21 protein-coding genes are annotated in these 23,880 nt (G+C 39.7%); 5 read left to right on the forward strand and 16 right to left on the reverse strand.

The genetic code is table 11. The annotated features are described in order from the left end of the window. Positions 1 to 93 precede the first annotated feature (93 nt). On the forward strand, positions 94 to 519 hold the full coding sequence (locus V7O62_RS02345; protein WP_406657413.1) for a metal-dependent transcriptional regulator: 426 nt from the start codon (positions 94 to 96) through the stop codon (positions 517 to 519). A gap of 403 nt (positions 520 to 922) precedes the next feature. On the opposite strand, the gene V7O62_RS02350 is transcribed toward V7O62_RS02345, so the two are convergent. The 3 genes from V7O62_RS02350 to V7O62_RS02360 form a co-directional block, all read right to left on the reverse strand. Continuing rightward, on the reverse strand, positions 923 to 1,507 hold the full coding sequence (locus V7O62_RS02350; protein ID WP_406657414.1) for a helix-turn-helix transcriptional regulator: 585 nt from the start codon (positions 1,505 to 1,507) through the stop codon (positions 923 to 925). Positions 1,508 to 1,530: 23 nt separating this feature from the next. After that, a complete protein-coding gene (locus V7O62_RS02355) occupies positions 1,531 to 2,424 on the reverse strand; it encodes a hypothetical protein (RefSeq protein WP_406657415.1) in 894 nt (297 codons plus the stop codon). Between the two features lie 279 nt (positions 2,425 to 2,703). Then, complete coding sequence (locus V7O62_RS02360; RefSeq protein WP_406657416.1) at positions 2,704 to 3,927, reverse strand: hypothetical protein; 1,224 nt, start codon at positions 3,925 to 3,927, stop codon at positions 2,704 to 2,706. 377 nt (positions 3,928 to 4,304) lie between these two features. Between V7O62_RS02360 and V7O62_RS02365 the strand changes: the two genes are divergently transcribed. Next, complete coding sequence (locus V7O62_RS02365; RefSeq protein WP_406657417.1) at positions 4,305 to 4,949, forward strand: MarC family protein; 645 nt, start codon at positions 4,305 to 4,307, stop codon at positions 4,947 to 4,949. Positions 4,950 to 5,049: 100 nt separating this feature from the next. Here V7O62_RS02365 and V7O62_RS02370 read toward each other — a convergent pair whose 3' ends face one another. Both V7O62_RS02370 and V7O62_RS02375 read right to left on the reverse strand, forming a co-directional pair. Next, a complete protein-coding gene (locus tag V7O62_RS02370) occupies positions 5,050 to 5,901 on the reverse strand; it encodes a formylglycine-generating enzyme family protein (RefSeq protein ID WP_406657418.1) in 852 nt (283 codons plus the stop codon). 501 nt (positions 5,902 to 6,402) lie between these two features. Then, positions 6,403 to 8,871: a PAS domain S-box protein gene (locus tag V7O62_RS02375; protein WP_406657419.1), complete on the reverse strand. Its 2,469-nt coding sequence runs from the start codon at positions 8,869 to 8,871 to the stop codon at positions 6,403 to 6,405. A gap of 258 nt (positions 8,872 to 9,129) precedes the next feature. On the opposite strand from V7O62_RS02375, the gene V7O62_RS02380 reads away from it, so the two are divergent. Then, complete coding sequence (locus V7O62_RS02380; protein WP_406657420.1) at positions 9,130 to 9,351, forward strand: TRAM domain-containing protein; 222 nt, start codon at positions 9,130 to 9,132, stop codon at positions 9,349 to 9,351. A 163-nt stretch (positions 9,352 to 9,514) separates the two neighbouring features. Here the strand turns inward: V7O62_RS02380 and eif1A are convergent, their stop codons facing one another. Together eif1A and V7O62_RS02390 are read right to left on the reverse strand one after the other, a co-directional pair. Next, positions 9,515 to 9,853 (reverse strand): translation initiation factor eIF-1A, encoded by a 339-nt coding sequence (gene eif1A, locus V7O62_RS02385; RefSeq protein WP_406658320.1) that lies wholly within the window; start codon positions 9,851 to 9,853, stop codon positions 9,515 to 9,517. A gap of 279 nt (positions 9,854 to 10,132) precedes the next feature. Beyond that, positions 10,133 to 11,386 carry a DEAD/DEAH box helicase gene (locus tag V7O62_RS02390; RefSeq protein ID WP_406657421.1) on the reverse strand — a complete coding sequence of 418 codons (1,254 nt, stop codon included), beginning with the start codon at positions 11,384 to 11,386 and terminating at the stop codon, positions 10,133 to 10,135. Between the two features lie 438 nt (positions 11,387 to 11,824). Between V7O62_RS02390 and V7O62_RS02395 the strand changes: the two genes are divergently transcribed. Continuing rightward, positions 11,825 to 12,148 carry a Rieske (2Fe-2S) protein gene (locus V7O62_RS02395; RefSeq protein WP_406657422.1) on the forward strand — a complete coding sequence of 108 codons (324 nt, stop codon included), beginning with the start codon at positions 11,825 to 11,827 and terminating at the stop codon, positions 12,146 to 12,148. Between the two features lie 47 nt (positions 12,149 to 12,195). Here the strand turns inward: V7O62_RS02395 and V7O62_RS02400 are convergent, their stop codons facing one another. After that, positions 12,196 to 12,639 carry a hypothetical protein gene (locus V7O62_RS02400; protein WP_406657423.1) on the reverse strand — a complete coding sequence of 148 codons (444 nt, stop codon included), beginning with the start codon at positions 12,637 to 12,639 and terminating at the stop codon, positions 12,196 to 12,198. A gap of 214 nt (positions 12,640 to 12,853) precedes the next feature. Continuing rightward, positions 12,854 to 13,603: a class I SAM-dependent methyltransferase gene (locus V7O62_RS02405; protein WP_406657424.1), complete on the reverse strand. Its 750-nt coding sequence runs from the start codon at positions 13,601 to 13,603 to the stop codon at positions 12,854 to 12,856. A gap of 117 nt (positions 13,604 to 13,720) precedes the next feature. Between V7O62_RS02405 and V7O62_RS02410 the strand changes: the two genes are divergently transcribed. Continuing rightward, on the forward strand, positions 13,721 to 14,647 hold the full coding sequence (locus tag V7O62_RS02410) for a S16 family serine protease (protein WP_406657425.1): 927 nt from the start codon (positions 13,721 to 13,723) through the stop codon (positions 14,645 to 14,647). Between the two features lie 28 nt (positions 14,648 to 14,675). Here the strand turns inward: V7O62_RS02410 and V7O62_RS02415 are convergent, their stop codons facing one another. The 7 genes from V7O62_RS02415 to V7O62_RS02445 form a co-directional block, all read right to left on the reverse strand. Beyond that, positions 14,676 to 14,882, reverse strand: coding sequence for a hypothetical protein (locus V7O62_RS02415; RefSeq protein WP_406657426.1), 207 nt, complete (start codon positions 14,880 to 14,882; stop codon positions 14,676 to 14,678). A 199-nt stretch (positions 14,883 to 15,081) separates the two neighbouring features. Further along, positions 15,082 to 16,461, reverse strand: a complete 1,380-nt coding sequence (gene mtaB / locus V7O62_RS02420) for a methanol--corrinoid protein co-methyltransferase MtaB (protein WP_406657427.1) — start codon at positions 16,459 to 16,461, stop codon at positions 15,082 to 15,084. Positions 16,462 to 16,473: 12 nt separating this feature from the next. After that, the gene (gene mtaC, locus V7O62_RS02425; protein ID WP_406657428.1) at positions 16,474 to 17,238 is read right to left on the reverse strand and encodes a methanol--corrinoid protein MtaC; all 765 of its coding nucleotides are present in this window, start codon (positions 17,236 to 17,238) and stop codon (positions 16,474 to 16,476) included. Positions 17,239 to 17,934: 696 nt separating this feature from the next. After that, the gene (locus V7O62_RS02430) at positions 17,935 to 20,733 is read right to left on the reverse strand and encodes a PAS domain S-box protein (protein ID WP_406657429.1); all 2,799 of its coding nucleotides are present in this window, start codon (positions 20,731 to 20,733) and stop codon (positions 17,935 to 17,937) included. Between the two features lie 208 nt (positions 20,734 to 20,941). After that, positions 20,942 to 21,709, reverse strand: coding sequence for a methanol--corrinoid protein MtaC (gene mtaC / locus V7O62_RS02435; protein ID WP_406657430.1), 768 nt, complete (start codon positions 21,707 to 21,709; stop codon positions 20,942 to 20,944). Between the two features lie 175 nt (positions 21,710 to 21,884). Continuing rightward, positions 21,885 to 22,253 (reverse strand): VOC family protein, encoded by a 369-nt coding sequence (locus V7O62_RS02440; RefSeq protein ID WP_406657431.1) that lies wholly within the window; start codon positions 22,251 to 22,253, stop codon positions 21,885 to 21,887. Positions 22,254 to 22,337: 84 nt separating this feature from the next. Continuing rightward, positions 22,338 to 23,828, reverse strand: a complete 1,491-nt coding sequence (locus V7O62_RS02445) for a small ribosomal subunit Rsm22 family protein (RefSeq protein WP_406657432.1) — start codon at positions 23,826 to 23,828, stop codon at positions 22,338 to 22,340. Positions 23,829 to 23,880 lie beyond the last annotated feature (52 nt).

Raw genomic sequence — 23,880 nt, forward strand, 5'->3', positions numbered from 1 at the left:
TTCGTTTCTTATTATTGGTATTTATCCAAAAATCCGCCCAATATTTGTCCCCGAATCAAAAAAATATATATGTCTTCTTGATTATGTATTAGCATGCAGGAAATCACAGGTCTTGAACTCTCTCCTAAAAAAGTGGAATACCTCAAGTTTCTCTTAAACAAGAAAAATCTCGTACGGATAACGGATATATCTTCAGAGCTTAACGTTGATCCCTCCACAACTACAAAGACAATAAACGATCTTTCAAAATCCGGTTATGTGGATCATGTTCCTTATCGTGGTGTACTCCTTACTGAAAAAGGCAGGAGAAATGCCGAGTTTTTCGTAAACAGGCATAACATATTGACTCTGATGCTTACTCAGTATGGCCTGTCATCTGAGGAAGCATGCGATGAGGTTTCTCGTTTTGAATCATTCGTTTCCAAACCTGCAATTGACGTTATTTGTAATGCAATGGGTCATCCTACTGTGAGTGGTTGTGGCATGATTAATCATAATTCTTGTGGTTCTCATCGTTGATGACTTAAAGGTTTGTAAATGGCTACAATTTGGAGTAATACCAAATAGTTTGCCATATTATGAAAAAAGGATGAGGTTTCTGAATTTTGTTTCCAGACGATAACGCCTGTTAAGAACATGAAAATTAATGTTGCAATCATCAACATTGAAAGCAAGAACAATCGTGGCAATGAACCACATTGAATGCAGAAAAAATACCAACACACAAAATCAGATAGATATGTTCATAACTTTTCCTGAAGTGTTTTCATGCACTCAGAACCTTTCACCATTTTTACCATTGCATCAAGATTCTGCTTTGTCTCATAAATGGTTCAGTAATCGGAGTATTTTTCAAAAGAATACATGGTAAGCTATTTAAAAAAATATATATACGGAATTGTTAAAATTAAGTCAAAAGTTCTTATTTTGAGAGAATTATCTTATTTGTGTTCCCGTATGGTTTCCTTTCAATCAGGGATTTGTCTTCCAGTTTCTTAAGGGTCCTGCTAACCTTTACTTTTGAAAAACCGGATTCGAGAACAAGATCACTTTGAAGGAGTTCCTCTTTTTCGGCTATGATCTTGTAAAGCTTTCTTGAATCACCTTCCAGAATCTTAGTTGCTATCAGTTTCTTTTGTTCCTGGTCAGATTGCAAAGATTGAGGAGGTTGGGCGACTTCCATAGTAACAAGAGGATCAGGATTTACAGGATTATTTGCATTATACAAGACCGATACATCTTCATGCTTATCCGGTGAAAGATTATAGTTACGCAAGAACAGTATATCCTGTGTCAGCATTGTGAGACAGAAAGTAGCGATTGATGACATAAACAGCATTCCCAGAACTTGAGTAAGAGGAAATAGATTAGGAACCTGCACAGCAACATTATTCCCATCACGAAGAGTAACAGAAAGGCTTGTTATTCCCTGTGAAAAAAGCATCAAGGAAATGGAAAATAGAGAGAAGGCAAGGAGGATAACGTATATAGTATCTTTTTTTTCCATGTTTTGTCCTCTCTTCAAAAATCTCAGTCGTTATACTCTTCAATATTGATTGCCAGATTGCTGCCCTGCAATTCATTATGCATATCAAGCGTTTCCTGGAAATACTGCACTGTATCATTGTCTCCGTTAAGCAGTCCCTCCAGTTCTTCATAACTAATAATTATATGATCATAGCTACTGGTCGGTATGGCTGTTTTCCCGCTCATACCAGGTAAAAATGGATCATAAAAACCATCTCTGTATATATCAGTCATGTCTGCGGAATGTAGTACATAATCGTCATTTCTTATCGTCAAACTGACTTTTTGCTCTTCTGAAGAGTTTGAATCCCACTCAAATGCTAATCCCGTATTGAAGTAAGACATATCAAACTCATTATATGCTTCATATCCGAGAATAACAATTTCACTTTCATTGGTTGTGACAGAACCCGGATATTTTTTATTGATTGTATTCAAACTATCGTTGATCTCATCGTTAAGCAAATTGCTGGAGATATGCAATTCCTCGACTGCTCCACTCCATCTGTAATACTCTGTGTAATCCTGAGAGTAACGAATACCATCTACATCAACAATATATGTGATGTATTCAGCCTGGTTTTCCATTGAATTCCAGTCAAAATCAACTTCACTTGCAAAATAAGCAGAATCAAATTCTATGATAGCTTCGTCTTTTAAGACAACTTCATCATTTTCGATTATGACATTATCAGGGTATGTATCCTCAAGGTCAATAATAATATGAGACAATTCATCGGTTATCAGAACAGTGGAAAAATGCAGTTCTTCCGAATCTGCCGAATAATCCGGTTCGTCAAATCCCAGAAACATATAGCTGCTTGCAGCTCCCAAAAGAGCTGCTGATACACATAATACTATCAACAGGACAATTGTTCTGCCATTTCCCAGGTTCATTGTACATCTTTCCGTGAGAGTAATTTACAGATTAGTATATATAGGTAATTAATCTTGAACTCCGTAAAGCATTTATTGAAATCAACGTCAATCGGTTAAAATCAATAAACAGTTCTAAATGAGTAAGAAGGAGAGGAAAAGTGGGGTGGTGGTAGTTGTCGGAGTATTGTGGATACCTTCCCTCTCCTGTAACATCTTCCCATAAAAATTCATTATCCACAATTTGTATTGATAGACATGATGAGAAGGATATTACTTTATTTGCTGATCATTTTGCTTTCAAACAATTGGTATCATGAAAGCGACTCCACTTTCGTCAAAGCATTCCCCATATTCCACATTTTCCCAGTCGTCAAAGCATTCCTCATATTCCACATTTTCCCAGCTTTCCCAGAAAAGTTCATCGGACATCTGAATAGCTGCTCCTTTTATAATAACTTCATTGCCATTGGTTTCAACAAGGTTTGGATACTTTGATTTCACCTCTTCAAGAATATCAGAGTAGAACTCATCTTCAAGCATTTCAACAGGGAATGCAACTCCCTCAACGAGCTGCTTCTCGTAACACAATTCGTCGAACCTGTTCATTGCTTCGCCTTCAATGATAACCTCAGTATATTTGACCTTCTCCTCTTTGACAAGTTCAGGGAATTCTTTTTTCAGTTTTCCGAGAATATCACTGTAGAATTTATCTTCAAACATTTCAACAGGGAAATAAAAGCCTTCTGATAATTCACTTTCATAAATCAGCTCGTCAAATCTGGCAAGAGCCTTGCCCTTGATTATCATTTCGTCATCTTTAGTCTCCACCAGATCGGGGTATTCTTTCTCTACCTGCTTAAGGATATCATTATAGAACTCATCTTCAAGCATCTCGACGGGAAGATAAAAGTCTTCTGAGATATCTTTTTCATAACATAGTTCGTCAAAACGACTAAGGGCTTTTCCGGAAAGGATTATTTCATCATCTGTTGTTTCCACCAGAACAGGGTATTCTTTCTCTACCTGCTCAATGATATCACTATAGAATTCATCTTCAAGAATCTCCTTTGGGAAAGGAATATTTTCGAATTCATATTCAGCCATGCTGAGTTCATCAAATTTTTCAAGAGCATTTCCCTTAATCAAAATTTCATTATATGTGCTTTCAACAGTACTTACATTGTCAGGATACTCTTTCTTTAATTGCTCAAGAATGTCTGCATAGAATTCATCCTCAAAGATTTCTGCAGGGAAAGAATAGTTACTTCCAAATGAGAAATAACAACTATCTTCATATACAACATCAGGTTCATCCATTAGTATCGATACTTGGTTTGTTTCACATGTATATGTGCTACTGGCAGTAGCTGATAAAGTTGTATTACTGGTAGTAGTTGGCAAAGCTATATCACCGGCAGTAGTCGGCAAAGCTGTGTTACTGGCAGTAGCCGGCAAAGCCAAAGTCAGGCATATACAAAAAACCAATGTTGTCGAAATAATTTTCTTTGTATCTATGTACATTGTATTTCACCTCTTACATTTTTTCTTCTTTGTTTGTCCGACAGTGGACAATTGTCATCCACTTTTTGACAATCACAAATACGCTGAAACAGTACATTGGAATTCCCTAAAACCAGTTTCAAAAGAGGTGTTTCATGTTTCAGTTATGTGAAACAGTATATAAATGGCAAGGATACTGAAGTATTAACTTACATTGCTAATACGAGAGTTTCCCCAACCTCTGCAAAATTCTATAATATGTATTGAAGAAAAAAATGTCCATAATTTGAAATGAGCTCTTTGGTAACTATTTTACAGGCGATGATGTATCAGATATCCTGCAAAGAACTTCTTAACTCTTAATTAACGTTGGGAACATAAAAAAACTGGGGAGAATCATGGTTCTGGGAGACGTAGATTTTTATTCGGTTTTCGACTTGTTCTTATTATTGCTTATAGGCATGGGACCAAAAATTTCTCTGGTACCGTTTTTGGAATTAACCCAGGGAATGGAAGCTGATGTGCAAAAAAAGATGGCTGACAAAATGGTAAGAACAGCTGTCAGTGCGGCTTTAGTTCTGGTCATTATCGGTTGGTTTTTAATGCGTCTGCTTCATTTTTCGCCAGGATCTGCCAATATAGCTGGTGGTATCGTCTTAATGCTGCTGGCCTTGCATATGCTTGTTGGCCCGTCCAAACAGGAACATCACGAAGAATCCGAAGGACGCGATCCGATGCAAATGGCAGTCTATCCCCTGGCAGTACCTTATACCCTTAATCCTGCCGGGATCGCTGCTCTGGTTATTGCTTCTGATGAGATGGATTCCCTTCTTTTTGCGGCAGCCCTGATTGGTCTGGTTTTATTGGTCGGAGCCATTGACTTTGCTATTTTCAGAAATATAGATAAACTGTCCAAACATCTTGACCCCTCACGCCTGGTGTTGACCGAGGCAATATTTGGGGTGCTGCTGGCAGCGCTGGCTGTGCAACTCATGGTGGACGGACTTGCAGAACTGGGAATTATTACGCTCATTGATTACTAAACTCAGGTCGAATAAGGAACTAATCTACGATAAAAAAATTTCAGGAATAATGACGACAACCATCATGGGATGAATGGTCAAAAAAACAGATGAAAGAAGATCAGACTTCTTTCACAACACGGAAACCAATGTATTCTTTTCGGCTTCCAGGACTGATATCATTTCTGTCCGCAGAACGGCAGTTTACATCATCACTCATCCAGCTGCCACCACGGAAGACACGTCGGTCCACACCACCAGTCCATTCACTACTGTCTGTAGGAGCTTTAAAATAATTGCTGTGGTACTCATCCTGGACCCACTCGGCAACATTGCCATGCATATCATAGAGACCCCAAGAATTTGGTTCTTTGAGACCCACTGAATGTATCTTATCCTCAGAGTTAGCATCATACCATGCATAGTTTGTCAATTCAGCTGTGTCATCACCGAAAGAAAAGGCCGTAGTTGTTCCGGCACGAGCAGCATACTCCCATTCAGCTTCAGTTGGAAGCCTGTATTTATGAGTCTCTTCGATCCTGTTAAGTTCTTCAATGAATTTGATTGCATTGTTCCAGGATATCTTCTCGGCCGCCAAATCGTCACCTTCGAAATAAAAAGGTTCAGAATCCATTATTTCCTTCCATTGTGCCTGAGTTACTTCGTAAGCACCCAAATAGAATTCATTTGAGACGGTCACCAAGTGTTGAGGACCTTCGTCGCCATCACGATAACTCTCATTTTCAGGAGAACCCATTATAAACTCACCTGCGGGGATCTTAACAAATTCCATTCCAATAGAATTTGTGAATACGCTATCATCGACAGTATCTTCAGCCTCAGCTAAGAGATCAGTAGAATCTGTATTTTGCTCTATTTCTGTATTCTCTCCAGAATCGGTACATCCTGATGACAAAACTGTAACTGTCAGCAGAGCACAGATCAGTAAAACGATCATTGCTTTTTTTGACATATCATCACCTCTTGATTATACTATAAATGCAGTAAGATTCATTATGTGATAAGCTTTACTTAAGGTCATCAATCCGGCAGAATTAAAATGCATACAATGCAAAGGATCAAAAATTGTTTGGGGTAACTGTCAACAATCCTGCCAACAGCAGCAGTATGAGGTAAAGAATAACCAGGTATAAGATTTTAGTACCGAAACCAGAGCTGTTCTTCATAGTGTACCACCACTTAATACTTTAAGCAGAATGCAGAGACGCTTTTTTTACAATATTCTGCAATATATCTTTCTGACTGCAAGTTGCGGTTTGGCTACATATAATATAAATATATCTATACAGAAGGATATCATTATTATGATAATGGAACTGGAAAAGCCTTCCTGAAGATGAAAATCAATTACAAAACAGGAGTAAAGATTATTTCCTGACTTTTAGGAAATTCCTTGTTTTCAACTATGAAGACAATAATTATGGATCATCCAAAAAACATAGGCTCTTTTCTCTTAAAGTGGGTTTGTATACTCAGGTATTGTAAAAATAAACTTACTTCCCTTTCCAATTTCGCTTTCTACCTGAATCGTTCCACCCTGCATTTCAATCAGGTTTTTTACAAGCGCTAGACCAAGTCCTGTGCCATCATAGTTGCGTGTGTAAAAAGAATCAATCTGTTTAAAGGGCTGGAACAATTTATCCATATCCCCGGGTGAAATTCCTACACCTGTATCCTCAACAAAAACATTTACTATACCGTTGCATGAGTCTGCTCCCACAGTGACATAGCCGTTGTCAGGTGTGAACTTTATGGCATTGCTTACAAGATTATAGAATATTTGTCTGATCTTACTTTTGTCAGCGGTTACCATTATAGCCGCAGAGATCTCATTGCTAAGCACTATATTCTTCTTGCTGGCCAAAGGACCTGAAATTGCCAAAACATCTCCTACCAGAATTGAAAGACAGAACTCCTCAAAGTTAAGTTCCATTTTACCTGCTTCAACCTTTGAAAGGTCAAGTATGTCATTTATAAGGCTGAGTAAATGCTTTCCACTTGTTGAAATATTCCCGATATGCTTTTTTTGTTTCTCATTTAAAGGACCAAAGATCTCATTGAGCAATATTTCTGAAAATCCTATCACAGAGTTAAGGGGAGTTCTCAGCTCGTGGCTCATATTAGCAAGGAATTCACTTTTAGTTCGATTAGCCTCCTCTGCAGCCATCTTTGCGTCAATAGCAAGTTGCTCGACTTTTTTCCGCTCTGTCATATCACGTATGTGCTCTATAACAAGAGAGACATTTCCATTTTCATCAAAAATGGGCATGACACGGATTTCACGAATCTTGCCATCAATCGGATTTGTTTTTTCAACGGCCTTAACATTACCTGTAAGAAAGACTTCCATGGCATGGCAAGGATCACAGGGTTCATCCTGATGCATGAAGCAGTTGTAGCAGTAAGGATTACTCATTTTTTCTTCTTTAGTGATATAATCGCGTTCTTTCCAGTTGCTCAGCACAACATGCAAGTCCCGGTCGATCACCGCAAGCAAGTCAGGTATAGAATCAAAAGTACTTGCAAGAAGGTTCTTTTGTTGTTGCATTTCTAAGATTACGTTCTTCCGTTCTGTAATGTTACGAACGACACCTGCAACAATAGACAAAGAACCGTCTTCATGAACACAGTGAGCACTTATAGAAACGCTTATGGATTCACCATTCTTTTTCAACAAATCCATTTCAAAATCATTGACATAACCATTTGCAGAGAGAATCGAACGCAAACTAAAACGATCTCTAGTATTCCGATAGACAGTATCTACAGGAAGACCCATAAGTTCTTCAGGTTCATATCCAAGATGCTTGCTTACAGAGGGACTTGCCGTCAGGATTGTCCCCTTAGTATCTGTTTCAAAATAGATGTCATGGAACTCCCGGAATATACGACGGTACTTTTCTTCACTTTGCTGCAATTTCCAGGATGCTCTTCTTCGTTCGATACTGCTCATGAAGATTTTTCCCAGCAGACCAAGTAACTGTGAAAATTCCATTACCCATTTTTTCTCTTCTTTCAGGGGGCTAAAAGTCATGAAACCGACAAGTTCACCATGATGATTTGACAGGGAAATCAATAAAACCGATCCAACGTTAAGTTGTTTAAGAAATTCGTTTTCCTGCTCTGAATCTGAAATATCCGGGGTGTTAGATATGAAAACTACATTTTCATTTTTCAATCTGTTAACAAGCCAGGGCATATTCTTATCAGAGAACTTTTGAACCGAAATATCTCGTTTTTCTGTTTCGATAGTATTCCATTCATATGTAACCGCAAAATGTCCGTCTCCACATAACTCAAATAAGCAGGCATATTCGGCGTCTATTGATTTTGATATGAACCCCAAAGCTGTACTTAGTACCCGGTCCAGTTCATCTGATTCAGAACCTATGAAAACTGATGAAACATCGGTTATAAGAGATTCTATTTCCACACGGCGCTTAAGATTTATTTCTGCTTGCTTTCTTCTTGATATATCCTCGACAGTTCCAATGCAGCCACTAATTTTTCCATGATCGTCTTTTACAGGCTTAACTTTTATTCTCAGATAGAGTTCCTTTCCCCACATTGTTTTATACGGAAATTCAGATATGAACTCTTTATCTCTTAGAATACTGTCTTTCACAAGAGATGATATCCCTGCTTTTTTCAGGGGTTCCATGGTAAAGATGTTAAAGGACTTAGTAACCTCTTCTGAAGGAGAGCCCAGAAGTTCCAGAATAGCTTTATTCACAAAAAGTATATTACCATCAGTATCAACTTGTATGACACCTGCCGGTAGTTCATATATCATGTCTCTGTAGCTCGTCTCTTCCATAAATTGTTTTACGGAATCGTTTTTAGGATCGGATGAGTTCGGCATTGGACAGCACATTCCACAAAGAATGAACAATTGATTATAGTTCAGAATTGAATTGTTCATCTGATATATATTGCTGTTGCCTTTTTGCACTCTTAAATTTAATTGCCTACTTCAATTGTTGATGCTCCAATCCGTAAAAATGATTAATGTTCTTTCAAATTATAAGGCAAAATGGATATATATGGGTATAAACGTATATAGCATGCTTTAAGATAGAACTGTTTTGTTAAACGTATGGCATTTGATTGTATTCATTAAGTACATTTCTTTACCGTTATGTTTTCAAGCTTAGTTAGGTCTTTTTAAGCTCATACCAAAATGGATGTGAAATATTTGTTCAACAGAAATGAATCTACCGCACCGGTTGAAGCCGGTGAGAAATATGACGTAACAATCGAAGACATTGCAAAAGAAGGAGACGGAATCGCTAGAGTAAGCGGATTTGTCATTTTTGTCCCGGGCACACAGGTCGGAGATGAAGTTACAATTGAAGTCACAAAAGTAATGCGTAAGTTTGCATTCGGACAGCTTGCAGAATAATTTTACCCCAATTTCAATATGAAGGACAGAGTCCTTCAAACACTATTTTTGATTTGAGACTTTAAGCTCTTAATTGGAAATCCAATGTCTTAAAGTTTTGACCAGAACCACGCATTCTGGAAGATATTAAAAGAAAGAAGAATGTGAATGAGTTCTCAACTCATTATTTAAGATAGCCCCTGTTTTCGAGCCAGTTAGCTTGAGGTCTTGTGTATTTCCAGACCACATCAGCTTTTTCATCCTGGAAAGACCAGGGTGTAGCTATTACTATGTCTCCTTCATGGACCCACATTCTCTTCTTCTTTGAGCCAGGAATCCTGCCCATACGAACAACTCCATCCATACATTGAAGTCTTACCCTGTTTGCTCCCAGAAGAGTAGAAACTGTTGCAAGAACTTCATTTTTATCTTTGCGTGGTACTCTTACCCGCACCACTTCAGGTGTACCATCGGATTTACTACCTGCGTTACTTTGTCTTTTCCTGCTGTTATAGTTAGCCAGATTAATACCTCGATTTGTTTCTAATTATTTGTGATATTTTATTTGTTATATTCAAGAGGATATTTTATGGAAATGCTGTGCATATTGAAGTGCATAAACACCAAAAACATCCGAATTAAGATAATCCAAGCGCTGCAATGATTAAAAAACAAGGATGAATTCTAATACTGTGACGCAGACTACTCCTGGGGTTACCTATAAAACTCACCATATATAAGTTGAATCGAAAAAACGAATAAATACCGGAAATCCTCCGGCAATATTCTTCAAGTATTCATTTCACTTATTTTCTTCAGACAACATCAGCTTTACAAGACCCGCTGCTATATCGATAGAGGCATAATCTTCTTCCAGCAGCGTTTCTACCCAGTGAACATATTTTCCAAGGTGTCCCTGATCAATTGTATCCTTGACTTTCTGGGAGAGCAGATTGGCCTTGAAATCCTCCGCATCACTTCTTGAGGGAACCTTCTTTCGACTTATCTTCACCTTCGTATATTTCTGAATATTCTTTAGTTTGTACATCTCCTTGCCTGAAGCGAAGGTAAAGGCAAGTCCCTGTCTTCCTGCCCTTCCGGTCCTTCCGATCCGATGCACATATGATTCTTCGTCCTGGGGTACATCATAATTGAATACAAGCTCTATGTTCTCCACATCTATGCCACGAGCAGCTACATCGGTTGCAACAAGAGTCTCTATATCGCCTTTTCTGAAACTAGCCATAACCCTTTCCCTTTGCTGCTGCTTCATATCGCCGTGTAAACCTTCAGCCAGGTACCCTCTTGATTTCAGTTTTTCTACAAGCTGGTCCACACCTTTTTTAGTGTTACAGAAAACAAGAGAAGAGTTTACGTCGTAAATGTCTATCAACCTGCAGAGTACCTCAGGTTTTGCATGATGTTTGACTTCAAAGTAAGACTGCTCTACATGTGGTACGGTAAGCTTCTTGTGAATGGTCTTTACAAGCTGCGGATCTGTCTGATATCGTTTGGTCAGCTTCATTATGGGACGGGGCATTGTTGCTGAAAAAAGAATTGTTTGCCTCGTAGTGGGGGTGTCATTAAGTATAAACTCGATATCTTCCCTGAAGCCCATATCAAGCATTTCATCTGCTTCATCCAGCACAATCATTGAAACATTTCCGATTTTCAATGTCCCACGTTCTATGTGATCCATTATCCTACCGGGAGTTCCGATGACTATCTGTGCACCTTTGCGCAAAGCCCTTATCTGCCTTTCTATACTCTGACCGCCATATACAGGCAGGATTTTGATCTTTTTGTATCTTGAAAGTTTGTTTAACTCGTCTGCAACCTGGTTTGCGAGTTCTCTTGTAGGACAAAGCACAAGCACCTGCACTCTCTTGACATCCTGCTCGATCATCTCCAGGGCAGGTATTCCGAATGCTGCTGTTTTTCCCGTCCCGGTCTGCGCCTGGCCTATTACATCCCTGCCTTCCATAATGTAGGGAATAGCCTGTGCCTGGATAGGAGTGGGTTCTTCAAACCCCAGATCTTCGATTCCTTTTTCCATACTTGTTGACAGTTGAAGATCCTGAAAAGTTATAGATTCCATAGTTTTAAGTTCCTTTTAATACTTTATTTGATGATATTGAAAAGTACAAACATGATACCATATATTGTTATGTTTGTATTTCTGTGAACGTTAAATTTCAAATTATCAATGTTCCAAGTTGCTCTACTTTTCAAAGCAAAAAAGATCAACGCATCTTCTACTGCAACAACTCAATTAAGCCTATCGGTGACAAACTCGGAATCTATTTTCAGTAGCTTCGGACAGTTCGGATACCTCTGCATCGATTATCCATCTTTCTTTAATGCTGTATAATGCTTTTATTAACGGATTATATTTAACAGATTAAAATGCATAATCTAATGTGGAATCGTTAGCTATCAAAATGATCTGCTAAGCATATCCTGATCATTCTTTTTAGCAGAGGAGGAATGAACGATGTCCGAATGGATCACAGCATTCGAAGAAAGTAAGCTGAAAGAAGGCAAAATAAAGATATTCAAAGGAAAAGATAAACAGATCGCCCTGATAAGGAAAGGGGATGATGTGTATGCGTTTTTGAATGAATGTCCTCATGAGGGATGTCCGTTGAAGAGCGGAACGCTGGATGGATACGTACTCAAGTGTGCCTGCCATAACTGGGGTTTTGATATAAGGAACGGTGAGAATGTGGACACCGGTGAGTATGTAGATATGGAAGACCCAAGGGTAGAGACCTTTAAAACACAGGTTTCTGCCGGAAATATAGAGATTCTTATTTGAGGAAATTGCCAGGCATTCTCCCAAACTTTAATTTTCTTGGATCAGTTTCACCAATTAGCCCAAAAAAGCCGCCATGAGATCAAGGCAGCAGCCAGATGTGTAATGTACATCAAAGGCAGGTATCCCTTACCAATTTTTACCCAGGGATAGTAGTTAACGAATTTCGGGTTCCATTCAGAGAATTTAACGACGGGATTTACAATGAACCACGTGAAATCTTCGATCACGAGCCCCGAGAAATATGCGCTTAAAAGTATGCCAAAAAGGCGGGTGTCCCAGCCGTTGACTATCAGAGGCAGGGTAAGTAACATAGGCCACATGACAAAGAACAGGTAAAAATGATATGCTGTCAGGGTTATGTTCTTGCTGAACCTGATCTTCCAGCCGAATTTACCCCGATTACCTGCATTCCTGCCTTCCACATATGCTTCCCAGAAAGCAGTAGCTATCATTGCACCCCATATCCAGGCAAAGATAAGGTAAATGTTCACGATGGGAATCGTTTTTTATCGTATTTATCTATTTTCAGTTATTCCTCAAACTTTCCTGCTTGCAGAATCCGTTGTCATGCAGCAACTTTGAAGAGATAAACTACCGAATATCCGGATATTCAAAAAGTAAAAAGAATTAATTTATAGTTTGGCAGAAGCACTTTTATTGTTAAACTCCAGCATCATGAATATCCTGCCTATTGGCAGGATTCAATCAGTCAACTTTCTGCATTATAAAGAACGTATAGCCATATTCATCCGAATGTTCCCTGAAAACTTCCTTTTCCTTTTTGGAGAACTCTATCACCATTTCGGCATCTGAATTGCCTTTGAATTTTACTTCCGCTTCATCAAGCATTTTGTCAAAATGATTATAATAATCATCCCACCAGGCGGATGCAGGCAGTTTAAAACTGGTGACTATTTTGTAACCTGCAGACTCGATGACCTTTTCTGTTTCAGGTATTGTCTTTATGTCAGGATAGGATGCTTGCCACAACTGCAGTGCTTCTTCAGAAGGATTGTCAGTGAACCAGGTTGCTTCTGTAAGTGCAATGAAGCTGTCTTCCTTCAGGAAACGTTTCCAGTAATTGAGACCTTTTTCAAGACCAACGATAAAGATTGCGCCCTCACACCAGATCACATCAAACTCACCGTCACTGAAAGGAAGATCATCCATAGAGGCACGGACCGTGGAAATTCTGTCTGCCAATCCTTTATCTGAAGCCCTTTGCATCAATTCGTCCAGGAAAGGTTGGTAAATGTCGCTTGCAGTTATATGGCAGTTATCACAAATGCTTGCAAGATGGCGGGTCTGCATCCCCACACCACAGCCGATGTCCAGTATCTTTGTACCCGGCGTAAGGGATGGTAGATAATTGAAAGCTTTTTCCGTACATTCATTACTGCCTGGACCCTGTCGTGGCAAACCGTCAAATATCTCAAAAATTACTGATTCGTCCATACCGGAGAATAGGAACTTTCAGTTAAGCTTTTTTTGGTCCCGGATAAAGACATTGGGATTTTGGTGACCAGTTACAATTGAGAAACAGTAAATACGAGAATGTTTATATTTAAACTAATGGGGAATCGGGTAATTGTATTGTTACTGATAGCCTCGCTGGCTCTTAACGCCTATTTTTGGGTATCTGCTCAGCCTCTTGAAGATTCAGAAGTCAGGCAGATTAAACAGGAGCTAGAGTCGCTTCAGGATACAAACGACGCATTGAAAGAACAGATACAACTTAACAACGAATCCCTGCAATCATGTACCGCAGAGCTTGATTTTTACCGGGACCGTGTCTTTGAGCTTGAATCGCAAGCAGGGGTGTGTCCTACAGGCATAACTGGCTCGGCCACATTACAGGCACCAGCGGTGATTCAGAAGATAGAAGTAGTAGATGACGGACCGTTTTTTAGGAGAATTGTGACTGAAGAAGGTACCATGATAGACGTTTCAGTAGAGCTCATACCAGGAAAAGGGAGAGTTCTTGTGCAAACAGAGCCCCTCATGGGTGTTGTATTCCAGGATGCAGCTAATACGGCTGCCCTGGTTGCTCAGGATATTACGAACACCAGTCTTTCCGAAAGTGATACTATATACAGTATCAGAGCCGAGCAGGAAATACCCGGTGTTGACGGACCAAGTGCCGGTGCACTGATGACCTTGATAATGATAGCAGCACTTGATAATGAAACCCTTGATCCTGGTGTAACAGTTACCGGCACCATCGATGAGGAAGGAAACATAGGTCCCATCGGAGGAGTGGTCGAGAAAGCCAGGGCTGCAAAAGATAATGGCAAAGACTTATTCCTTATTCCTGAAGAAAATGAAATATTGGTTATCGGCAATGCCAATGAGCAAAGGATAGGGGACATCGTCATCATTGATGAAGACTCTGAGACCGTCGATGCGGAAGCATATATAGAGGAAGAAGTGGGAATCGATGTAGAATATGTTGACACCATAGAAGATGTTCTGGATTATGCTGTACTGGAAGATGAATAAAAGAAGAAAAGGGATAAAATCAAAAAATCTACATCTGACTCATTGTGCTTTGTAAGACTTTTTGATCAATATTTTTATGAATCTTTTCTCTGGTAGGTTTCACTAAAAATCTTAAAACATCTACTAATTTATACTCACTTTTCACTATTTTTTTGTAGATGTATGTTTCCCAAAATAACCCGCCTTTATATACTTCATACCCATAATCCTTGTAGTCTTTAATTTCTTCAGGCATGCTTTTACTCCCGCATTTAGTTGTATAAATCTGGAACTTTTACTTTGATTCATATTCAAATATCATAGGGTTTGCAACTTCAGCTTTTTGACAAATCCATGAATGTGAATTAGTTCGAAGGGATTTTTTTTGATTTTTAATTCTCGAAATTAAAGAAAGAAGTTTTCTTTAGGAAAACTTCCTTCTTCTGCATCTGCACTTAGAGTGCATAGTTCTCTGGTTTGAACACAGAGACTTCTGCTTTGTATTTCTCCATGCATTCATTCATGAATGTCTCGGATTCTGAGGTGAGCGAATCCAGTTCTACGGTTGCTTTTTCGAGAGCACCGAGTTCGAACTTTGTCATATCGAGACCTTCTGAGTTATTCAGAAGCTTGCAGCATTCTACTGCAGCATTCTTTGCACGGAGATAAATGTCACTTCCGTCCTTTACGATCGCCTCTCCTATCCTGTATGCGTTGTCGTATGCAAGGATATAGGACTGTGGATCTCTGAACCTGTCAGAAGCCATGAGGAGATCTCTGAGAATCTTCTCGTTGCCTGACTTTAGTGCAGTGTTCATGAGTGCACAGTCATAGTTGAGCGACTCAGACCAGCACTGTACGGTTGTACCGCCAAATTCACCGTGATATTCTACAGATTCATTTGACCACAGGTCACAGCACTGCATGATGAGATTACCCATAACATCTGAGTGAGCACAGGTTGAAGTCTTACCTTCGAAAGACATTGGCATACCGGAGATGGCTTTGATTATGATGTTCTCGTATCCACAATCTTTGCCCGGACCAACTGCGCCGGACTCGTATGCTGCGAGTGACCTTGACGCTGCTATGGTCCTTGCGATGATTGCAAGGGTGTGTGCAAGGTTCTTGTCAAGAAGACCGCCAGCAATGAACATTGCAGTGTTTGCCTGTGCACAGTCAGTGTCACCAGCTGCGACTACGCCCTTTGTTTGTGCAACCTTTGCAATATCCTGCCATAGGTATTCCATATCCATGGTGCCAAGGCAACCTATTGCGCAAAGCATACCTGCAGTGTCATTCCTGAGTACTGCGTAGTCGAAAATTTCTTTTCCACCCATTGACTCGATAGACAAGAGATCTGCGCCACCTTCTGCAACAGCTTCAAATGACTCAAGTACAACAGCCTGCTTGTCACCTCTTAGGTCGAGGAAATCCTTGTTTTCCCTGATGTCACCAGGTGTATGTCTGAGTGCACATTTGATGCCGTACTCTTCATGGTATTCTTCCATGATGGTCTTCTGTGCGTGTGCAACTTCTCCTCCCCATGTTGGGTTGTTGGTCATCTGTTGTACGTGCTCTGTTTCAAGTACTACGGATGGGAACCCGACCTGGACCATTCTTGCCATGATGTCTTTTGTAATCCTTTGGTATTCATTTACAAGCTTTTCCTTTGTCTCCCCGGCTTCAGGTCTTGGAGCATAATTAACTTCTGCAGTTGTATAGCCCGCACCGATCTCAAGCTCAAGTCCTGCTTTTACAGGTTTCTTTGCTTTACCGAAGACCATTTCGTCAGCTTCTGCATAAGCCATTGTTGTGAATCTGTTCACTGCCATTCTTGTCACCTCTTAGTGCTTGTGAAACTCCGCTTTCAGTGATTCGAGATTCTTTCCTTCAAGAATTGCATCTGCCATCTTTGGTGCATCTGCAGCCTCTTCACCATATACACCGAGTGCATAAGTCGATACGAAGTCCTGGTTCACTGCTCCGCCACCACACTGGAAAGGGAGACTAAGTCCTGCTTCCATAAGCCTGTCGTTTACTTCTTTGAATGCGTACATTGTGGTTGTCATAAGTGCTGTTCCGGTAAGCATCACCGGACTTTCTGCCTTTACAGCTGTTATAACTTCATCAACCGGTACATCACGGCCAAGGTCAACTACATCGTACCCGTTTGCCCTGAACAGTGCTGCAACAATGGACTTTCCTATATCGTGAACGTCACCTTCAGCAACATGAACAACAACTTTTCCCTTTGGTTTTGGTACTTCTCCACCCTGTTCTTTACAGAAATCGATACCTTCCAGCATAGCATCTGCTGACATCATAACATTTGGAAGAAAGATGATACCCTTGTCATAGAGGCTTGTGACAACTTTCATACCGACCATAAGAGCATCGTCAATAAGAGAAATTGGATCTCTTCCTGCTGAAATTGCTGCTTCCAGTCCTTCTATAACGTCATCTTCTTCACCTTCGAAAATTGCTGCTGCGATTGGACGAATAAGCTCATCCTGCGGATACAGTTCCACTGCTGCGTCCTCAGGTGTCATTGATTTTTCCATTTTGACGTTATACCTGACCAGGATGCCTTCTTTGTCTACTACAAGCATTCTATACCTCCTTTTTATCTACCAATTAATCCCGGAAGACTCAATCCAATCTACACAATAGGTTCTTATGAATCCCTAAAATTAGGGAGATTTGATAATATATAAAGATAGCGGATATATGCCACTAGTATATAAATATAATGGCCAAATACAAATAAAGTAACAAAAACATCCCTTGCAAAAAATAGGCCTTTTGATTTCGTTTTAACAAGTAAATTCATGTGTATGTGCAAAAAAATAATCATTTTTGTGTCCATATTCTTATATATGATGACCAAAATAAGGTAATTCTTGAACTTATAGATAAACAGATGTATAGTTAAACATATACTATCAAGTATACATTATAAAAAATGAGTCAATAGATATTGCTTTTGCTAAAGCTTTTCATTCTGCGATCTTTTCATTCTGTTACTGTAGGAAAGGTATAAATAATAGATCTATTTAAACTTTACAAAGTACATAAAAAAATTAATACAAGCACAAAATAAAAGCTATTTTCACATTCAAAACAATAGGAGTATAGTAAATTAATAATGAATTGCTGCAATTTGTCCCTGTGAGTTTTGTACCCCGTATATAGCCAAACAGAATTCAGAGATATCTGCATATAAAAGCGTATCCTCACACCTTTAATTTTGTGTTTCAAAAGAAAAAATAGTGGTCTTGCAATTTAAATTAAAATAATCAGGGTTTCTACAAAGATCTAGCTTCATTACAAACCCGCGAGAGGAAGATCACAACATCCCTTCCATCCAGATTCCCCTTTGTGCATTTTGTTTCTACAGAGATTACCGTTCTGGACCTGGCTTCAAGAGGAATGTCGTAATACGAAATCTCACCACTTATCACATTCGCAAGCATACGGGCTGCTTCCAGTACCCTTTTTTGCGGATGAAGATTAAGCATGTTCATGCCCTTTAGCTCCTCTTCAGCATAACCCAGAAGCCTGCAGGCAAAAGGATTCACATATAATATACAGCCGTCAATATCCACCATAAAGACAAGATCTTCAATGGATTCAAAAATCACCTGTAAGCCATGAATATCCTTTGCCGTATCAACCTGCTCTCTCATACGACCTATAACAGGACCAATCTGTGAAGCTGCAGTCTCGAGTGAATTGCGGATACTGAAAGGTACCTCATGGGCACTGTGGGATGCCAGCATCAGTACAGCTACAAGCTTTTCCTTGTGCTTAACAGGAATTATCGCTGTAGCTTCCAATCCCTCATGGCTGAGATTATTCCCGGGTATCATAGAGTTTAGTTCATAATACCGTGTATATAGCGGATAATCCGTCATCATCAACCTTGCCTGGACAGAATCCGAAGAATAGTGTCTTGTGCTTTTTACAAAGTGAGATGAAAGATTCCTGTGCACAACAATGTTCATGTCGCCTGTGGATTCGTCTATCAGGTACAATGCCCCACAGTCAAGGTTTTCCATTTCTATCGTAAACTCAAGTAGCTGATAGAACATATCACCCGGATCACCTACCGGACTGAAGAAAGTGTCGGGATCGGAAGCAATATGCATGAAATTCTGCACGTTCTTACGTTCAGTAATATCAACAATAATACCTTGAATGTACTCAATACTGCCTTCGTTGTCACGTTTAACCACCGATCTTTCATCAACCCACCGGATTTCACCGGATTTTGTGAGAATACGATATTCATAGGAAAGATTTTCCTCTCCTTTTGCCCATTTTTCAGGCTCTGTCGTGAACCTTTCCAGATCAGATGGATGTACTATATCCCCATAGAGTATATTTCCTGAAATAAAGTCATCCGCATCGTACCCGAACTGTGAGATATTTTCGGATACGAAATCCACTCTCCAGGCATCTTCAGGCCTCCAGAAGAATACAACCGCAGGACTGCTCTGTATGACAGTTTCCATGACTTTCTGGACCTCTAAAAGTTCAAGAAGCTTCCTTTCCTTATTCTTCTGATCGGTAATATCCCTGAGTATAGCCATGATAGCAGGCTTTCCTTCATGTTCTATAAGGGAAGAGTTGATTTCTGCCGGAGTATTGATACCTTCCTTGGAAAGAAGCTCAATCTCATATTTCAAGGGAGTCTCACGGTTCTTTTCAAGTCCTTTTCGGAATCGTCTTAATACAATTTGCCTGTATTCCTGAGGCAAAAAATTCTCAAAGGGTCGCCTGAGAATCTCTATCTTAGAAAAACCGGTGATATCACAGAATTTCATGTTTGCAAACACGAGGATATCATCCTGTACTATGATGATTCCGTCATTGCTTTTCTCAACGAGGGTAGAGTATTTTTTTTCGGAATCGCGCAGTTGTTTTTCAGCCTGTTTTCTTTCAGAGATATCCCTGACATTCATCATTATTGCCGGTTCACTTTCATGATGAATAAAAGAAAGCCCGATTTCTGCAGGCAGCAAAGTACCCTTTTTTGTTTTGAATTTAACCTCACTGCTGCGACGGAGGCTACGCATGTCCTTTAAAGTTTTCTTTATTCTCTTTGAGATCATGCGTTGGTATGTTTCCGGAACATAGTCCAGAAGTTTTTCATTCAATAATTTTTCTCTGGAATAACCTGTGAGTTCAGCAAACTTGGAGTTGCTGAATTTCAACACACCGTCCTGTAAGATAACTATACCATCATTGCTTTTCTCAACCAGTGTAGAATATTTTTCCTTTGATGCTTCAAGTTGGGATTCTGCAATTTTACGTTCCGTTATATCCCTGATATTAAGCATTACAGAAGGTTTTGAGTTGTGTATAATATAGGAAAAACTTACTTCAGTAGGTAGAATAGTGCCAGAACTGGTAATAAGCTCGACCTCATTGTTGCAATGAGGGTCATGCATATCTTTAAGCACCTTCTTAAACCTCTTGGACAGCATACGCTGGTGAGTTTCCGGAACATGAGTCAAAAAATCAGTATTCATCAATTCATTTTTCGAGTAGCCTGTGAGCTCTGAGAATTTTTTATTAGCAAACTTGAATTTACCATTCTGGAGAATAACGATTCCGTCGTTGCCTCTTTCTGCCATCGCGAAATAATATTCATCCAGCATCAGGCAAGCATTTTCTTCTCGTGCAACCTCTTTGATAGTTAGCAGAACATACACATTATTCCTGGAAGCAGCATACATTCTACGTGCTTGTATCAGTAATTCCGTCTTACTCTTTCCTAATACATGCACCGCTCTAAAATTTTCAAGTGAATTTCCTGTTTTGAAGAGTTCATCAAGAACCAGCTTCAGCTTAGTTACGTTCCACTGCATGCCTTCGAGATCAAACAAGGACAAGTTTTCTGTTTCCCCGGGGGTTGTAGAAAAAAAGCGATAAAACGAATAGTTTGCGTAAATAACTTTGAGATTGTCGTCAAGCACAACCATAGATTCCTTTACAGTATCAATGATTGCTCTTAAACAATCACATTCCTTTAGAACAGGATTGTTTTCATATTCGTTCAGTTCATGCATCTGGCTTTTGCAGGATGCGTTTGCTTCCATACACCAACACCTTTCGAAATTAACTTGAATTACATTATTGGCCTCTTTTAAGCAAAAAAGAGGTTAAATACCAGTTCAACAGATATAAGTTGCTCACATCCTGTTGGGACACTTCCTTCAATCCAATCTACACAAAAGGATCTGTCTTGGGGTGTGAGCAACCAGCACATCCGGGGAACCGATATTCAAATAAGGCTGCCGGAGATCATTAGTTTCTGTGAAACTTTTCCCGTAACTCCTCGATGGTAGCATTCTTTAACACTTCATCGGCTATCTTCGGAACAACTGCGGCATCATCACAATAAACACCAAGATCATAACGTTCTACGAAGTCTTGGGTGACTGCGCCACCTCCGCAAATAAAAGGTATTTCAACTCCATTATCAAGAAGTCTTTCCTTCACTTCCTTGAAAGAATACATTGTAGTCGTCATCAGCGCAGTGCCCGTAAACATAATTGGATTATTATCAATAACAGCACTCACAACCTCATCTATCGGCACGTCACTTCCAAGATCTATAACTTCATAGCCACTTGAGCGAAGGAAAACTGTAAGTATCTTTTTGCCAATGTCATGCACATCTCCTTCTACAACGAATGACACAACTTTTCCTTTGTATTCATGGCTTCCGTCAGAGATTTTCTTACAATACTCTATTCCGTCGGTCATTGCCTGAGAGGAGATTATTACATCGGGCAGGAAAAGCAGCCCGTCATCATATAATTGTGAAACAATATTCATCCCTGCTATGAGTGCATCATCTATCAAGCCGATAGGGTCTTTTCCGTGATCAACAGCTTCCTGCAGTGCAACAAGCACTTCATCCTCATCTCCTTCGAAAACAGCCTCCACAATATTGCGTATCAGTTCATCTTCCGGAAAATACTCTCTTGCTACATCATCGGGAGACAATTCACTTTCACGCTTGACATTGTATCTGACAAGAATGGAACTTGGGTCTATATCAAGAAGCATTATATCACCGTTTTAAACACAGGATGATTGATTTCTTGCTGTATTATCCGTGTTATTTTATCAATTGTCCTAGTATATAGTTCATTCTCCTTATAAAATATAATAATTTGAAGCTATAGTAGAAGTCTCAAAATAAAATATCACCATCCGGATTTAAAAAAAAGATGGATTTCACTCATTTTGCATTCTCATTTTCCTCCCACAATCCGAAAATGTTATTTTCAGTATCAAGACAAATTGCAAGATATCCCCAGCCCGGCACAGGCATTTTGTTTAATACTTTTCCGCCGGACATTTCTACTTTTCTTGCATATTCTTCCACAGAAGAAACACCGATATAAGATGTCATTCTCTGGTCCGGGGTTCCCCTGAGACCCATGCCTCCCCTGACACCTTCTTCACCGTTTAAGTCTTTTGTTTCAATGAGGTAGTAGTTCGGCATTCCGGGAGGATGTTCGAATTTCCAGCCAAACAATTCGGAATAGAACTTCTTCGAGCGCTCAAGGTCATCCGTAGGGATGTCAATGTGGACTATAGTTGGCATTTACTCACCCATAGAAGCTTGGATCTGGAAAAACTTAAAGCTTTCCTTTTAGTTCAAAAAGAAAAATATGGGTACTATTCTTGTTCAGCTTTCAACAAGATTAACAACGCTTCCCCTTCCTATTAACAGGTTGTATGAGTCATTTGCGTCATTGTACCGGACAAGTACATTTTCAATAGACAAAATACTCCCGTACTTCGCATTCATGATTATTCGGTTTTCCTTAGTCAGGTTATGTGAGGGGAGAACAGCATACACAGCTTTCACGGAGGTCCCGTCACATATTTTGAAGAGACTGTTTTTTTCATCTCCCAGATTCCCTGACATGAGCGAAGCAATAACGTTAATGCGCTTTTCAGTGTGTCTCTCTAGCTTGGACAGTTTTGCATATTTTGCTTTTTTCGGCACCCTGTACTTTTTACAGGTCAGTTTGTCCTTACGCAGGAGCACATACGAATATTTTATATCGGTATTAATGTAGCGATAAGGCTTATCGCACTCAGCTACTTTCTTCATGAGTCTGGTAGGCACAATATCTTTTTGTTGCTCAAAACTCCAGCATTCTACCGGATTACATCCTGAATCCCATATGAAGGAACAAGGACTGTATATACTAAGTCCTGCCCCTTTCAGGCCGATTGAAAGCTTTCTCAGCTCAGTTGAGTTTACCTTGTCAGCAGGCTCGATTATCAGGATGCTGCCATCATGGCTAAGTTTTTCCGACATCTTTTTGACGAGCCTGGCCTTTTCTGGGATTGAAAATTCCTTTATCTCGTTGAGAACGTTGGAAAAAACCATAAGATCAATCTTTTCCGGCAGGATATCCACATCAATTTTGCTTATATCAGCCTTTAAAGGTTCCCTGATATCGACTTTTTCCTTAATTTGTGCATATTGGGGTACTATTGCATTATAAGCTTCGATATTCTCGTCGTACATCTCCAGAGAATGAACAACAGCTTTGGGACCATCAAGCCTGCTATAAAGATCAATAGTAGCCAATGAGATTGTTCCCGGACCCGAGCCCACATCCAGTATTTTCATGCGTTTTTTCAGAAGGCCATCCTGAGCCATGTCGTACAGGATATGCTGGAACTGAACAAAGTATACCGGAAACTGGTATGCCAGGTATCCCAGAATGGAATAACCTTTCTCGTAGCTTATATTCCTGGATTTACCTTCCTTCCAGTAATCGGCTTTTTGGGATACAATGGCTTTTCTGATCCTCTCCAGAACCTGTTTGTCATCCCAGTGTTTCCCAGTCTTTTTTTCAATGTATTGTTCAATGAATTTTTCAAGCTTTTTCGACACACCGGCAGTTTGGAAGAAAGCTTCATTGATCTTCTCTTCCCTGTCATTCAAATTGATAAAACCCTTTGGAGCACGAAGAACCCTGAAATCATCATCTTCCGGAATGATATCCAGTCCCAGGTCAAAGAATGAGAATCTTGCGGTTTTATAGATATCCTGAACGGACATCTCGCTTTTTATGTAGTTGCGCATCTCAGACAACATGAATTCCGCTTTCATACGTGAGACATACTTCAATGCGGATATTATCTCCTTTTCAGACATTGTCTGAGATGATTGTTGTATGGACTGATAAATCTGATGATGGCGATTCAAC

This window comes from Methanolobus sp. ZRKC2, assembly GCF_045291185.1.
Classification (GTDB): Archaea; Halobacteriota; Methanosarcinia; order Methanosarcinales; family Methanosarcinaceae; genus Methanolobus.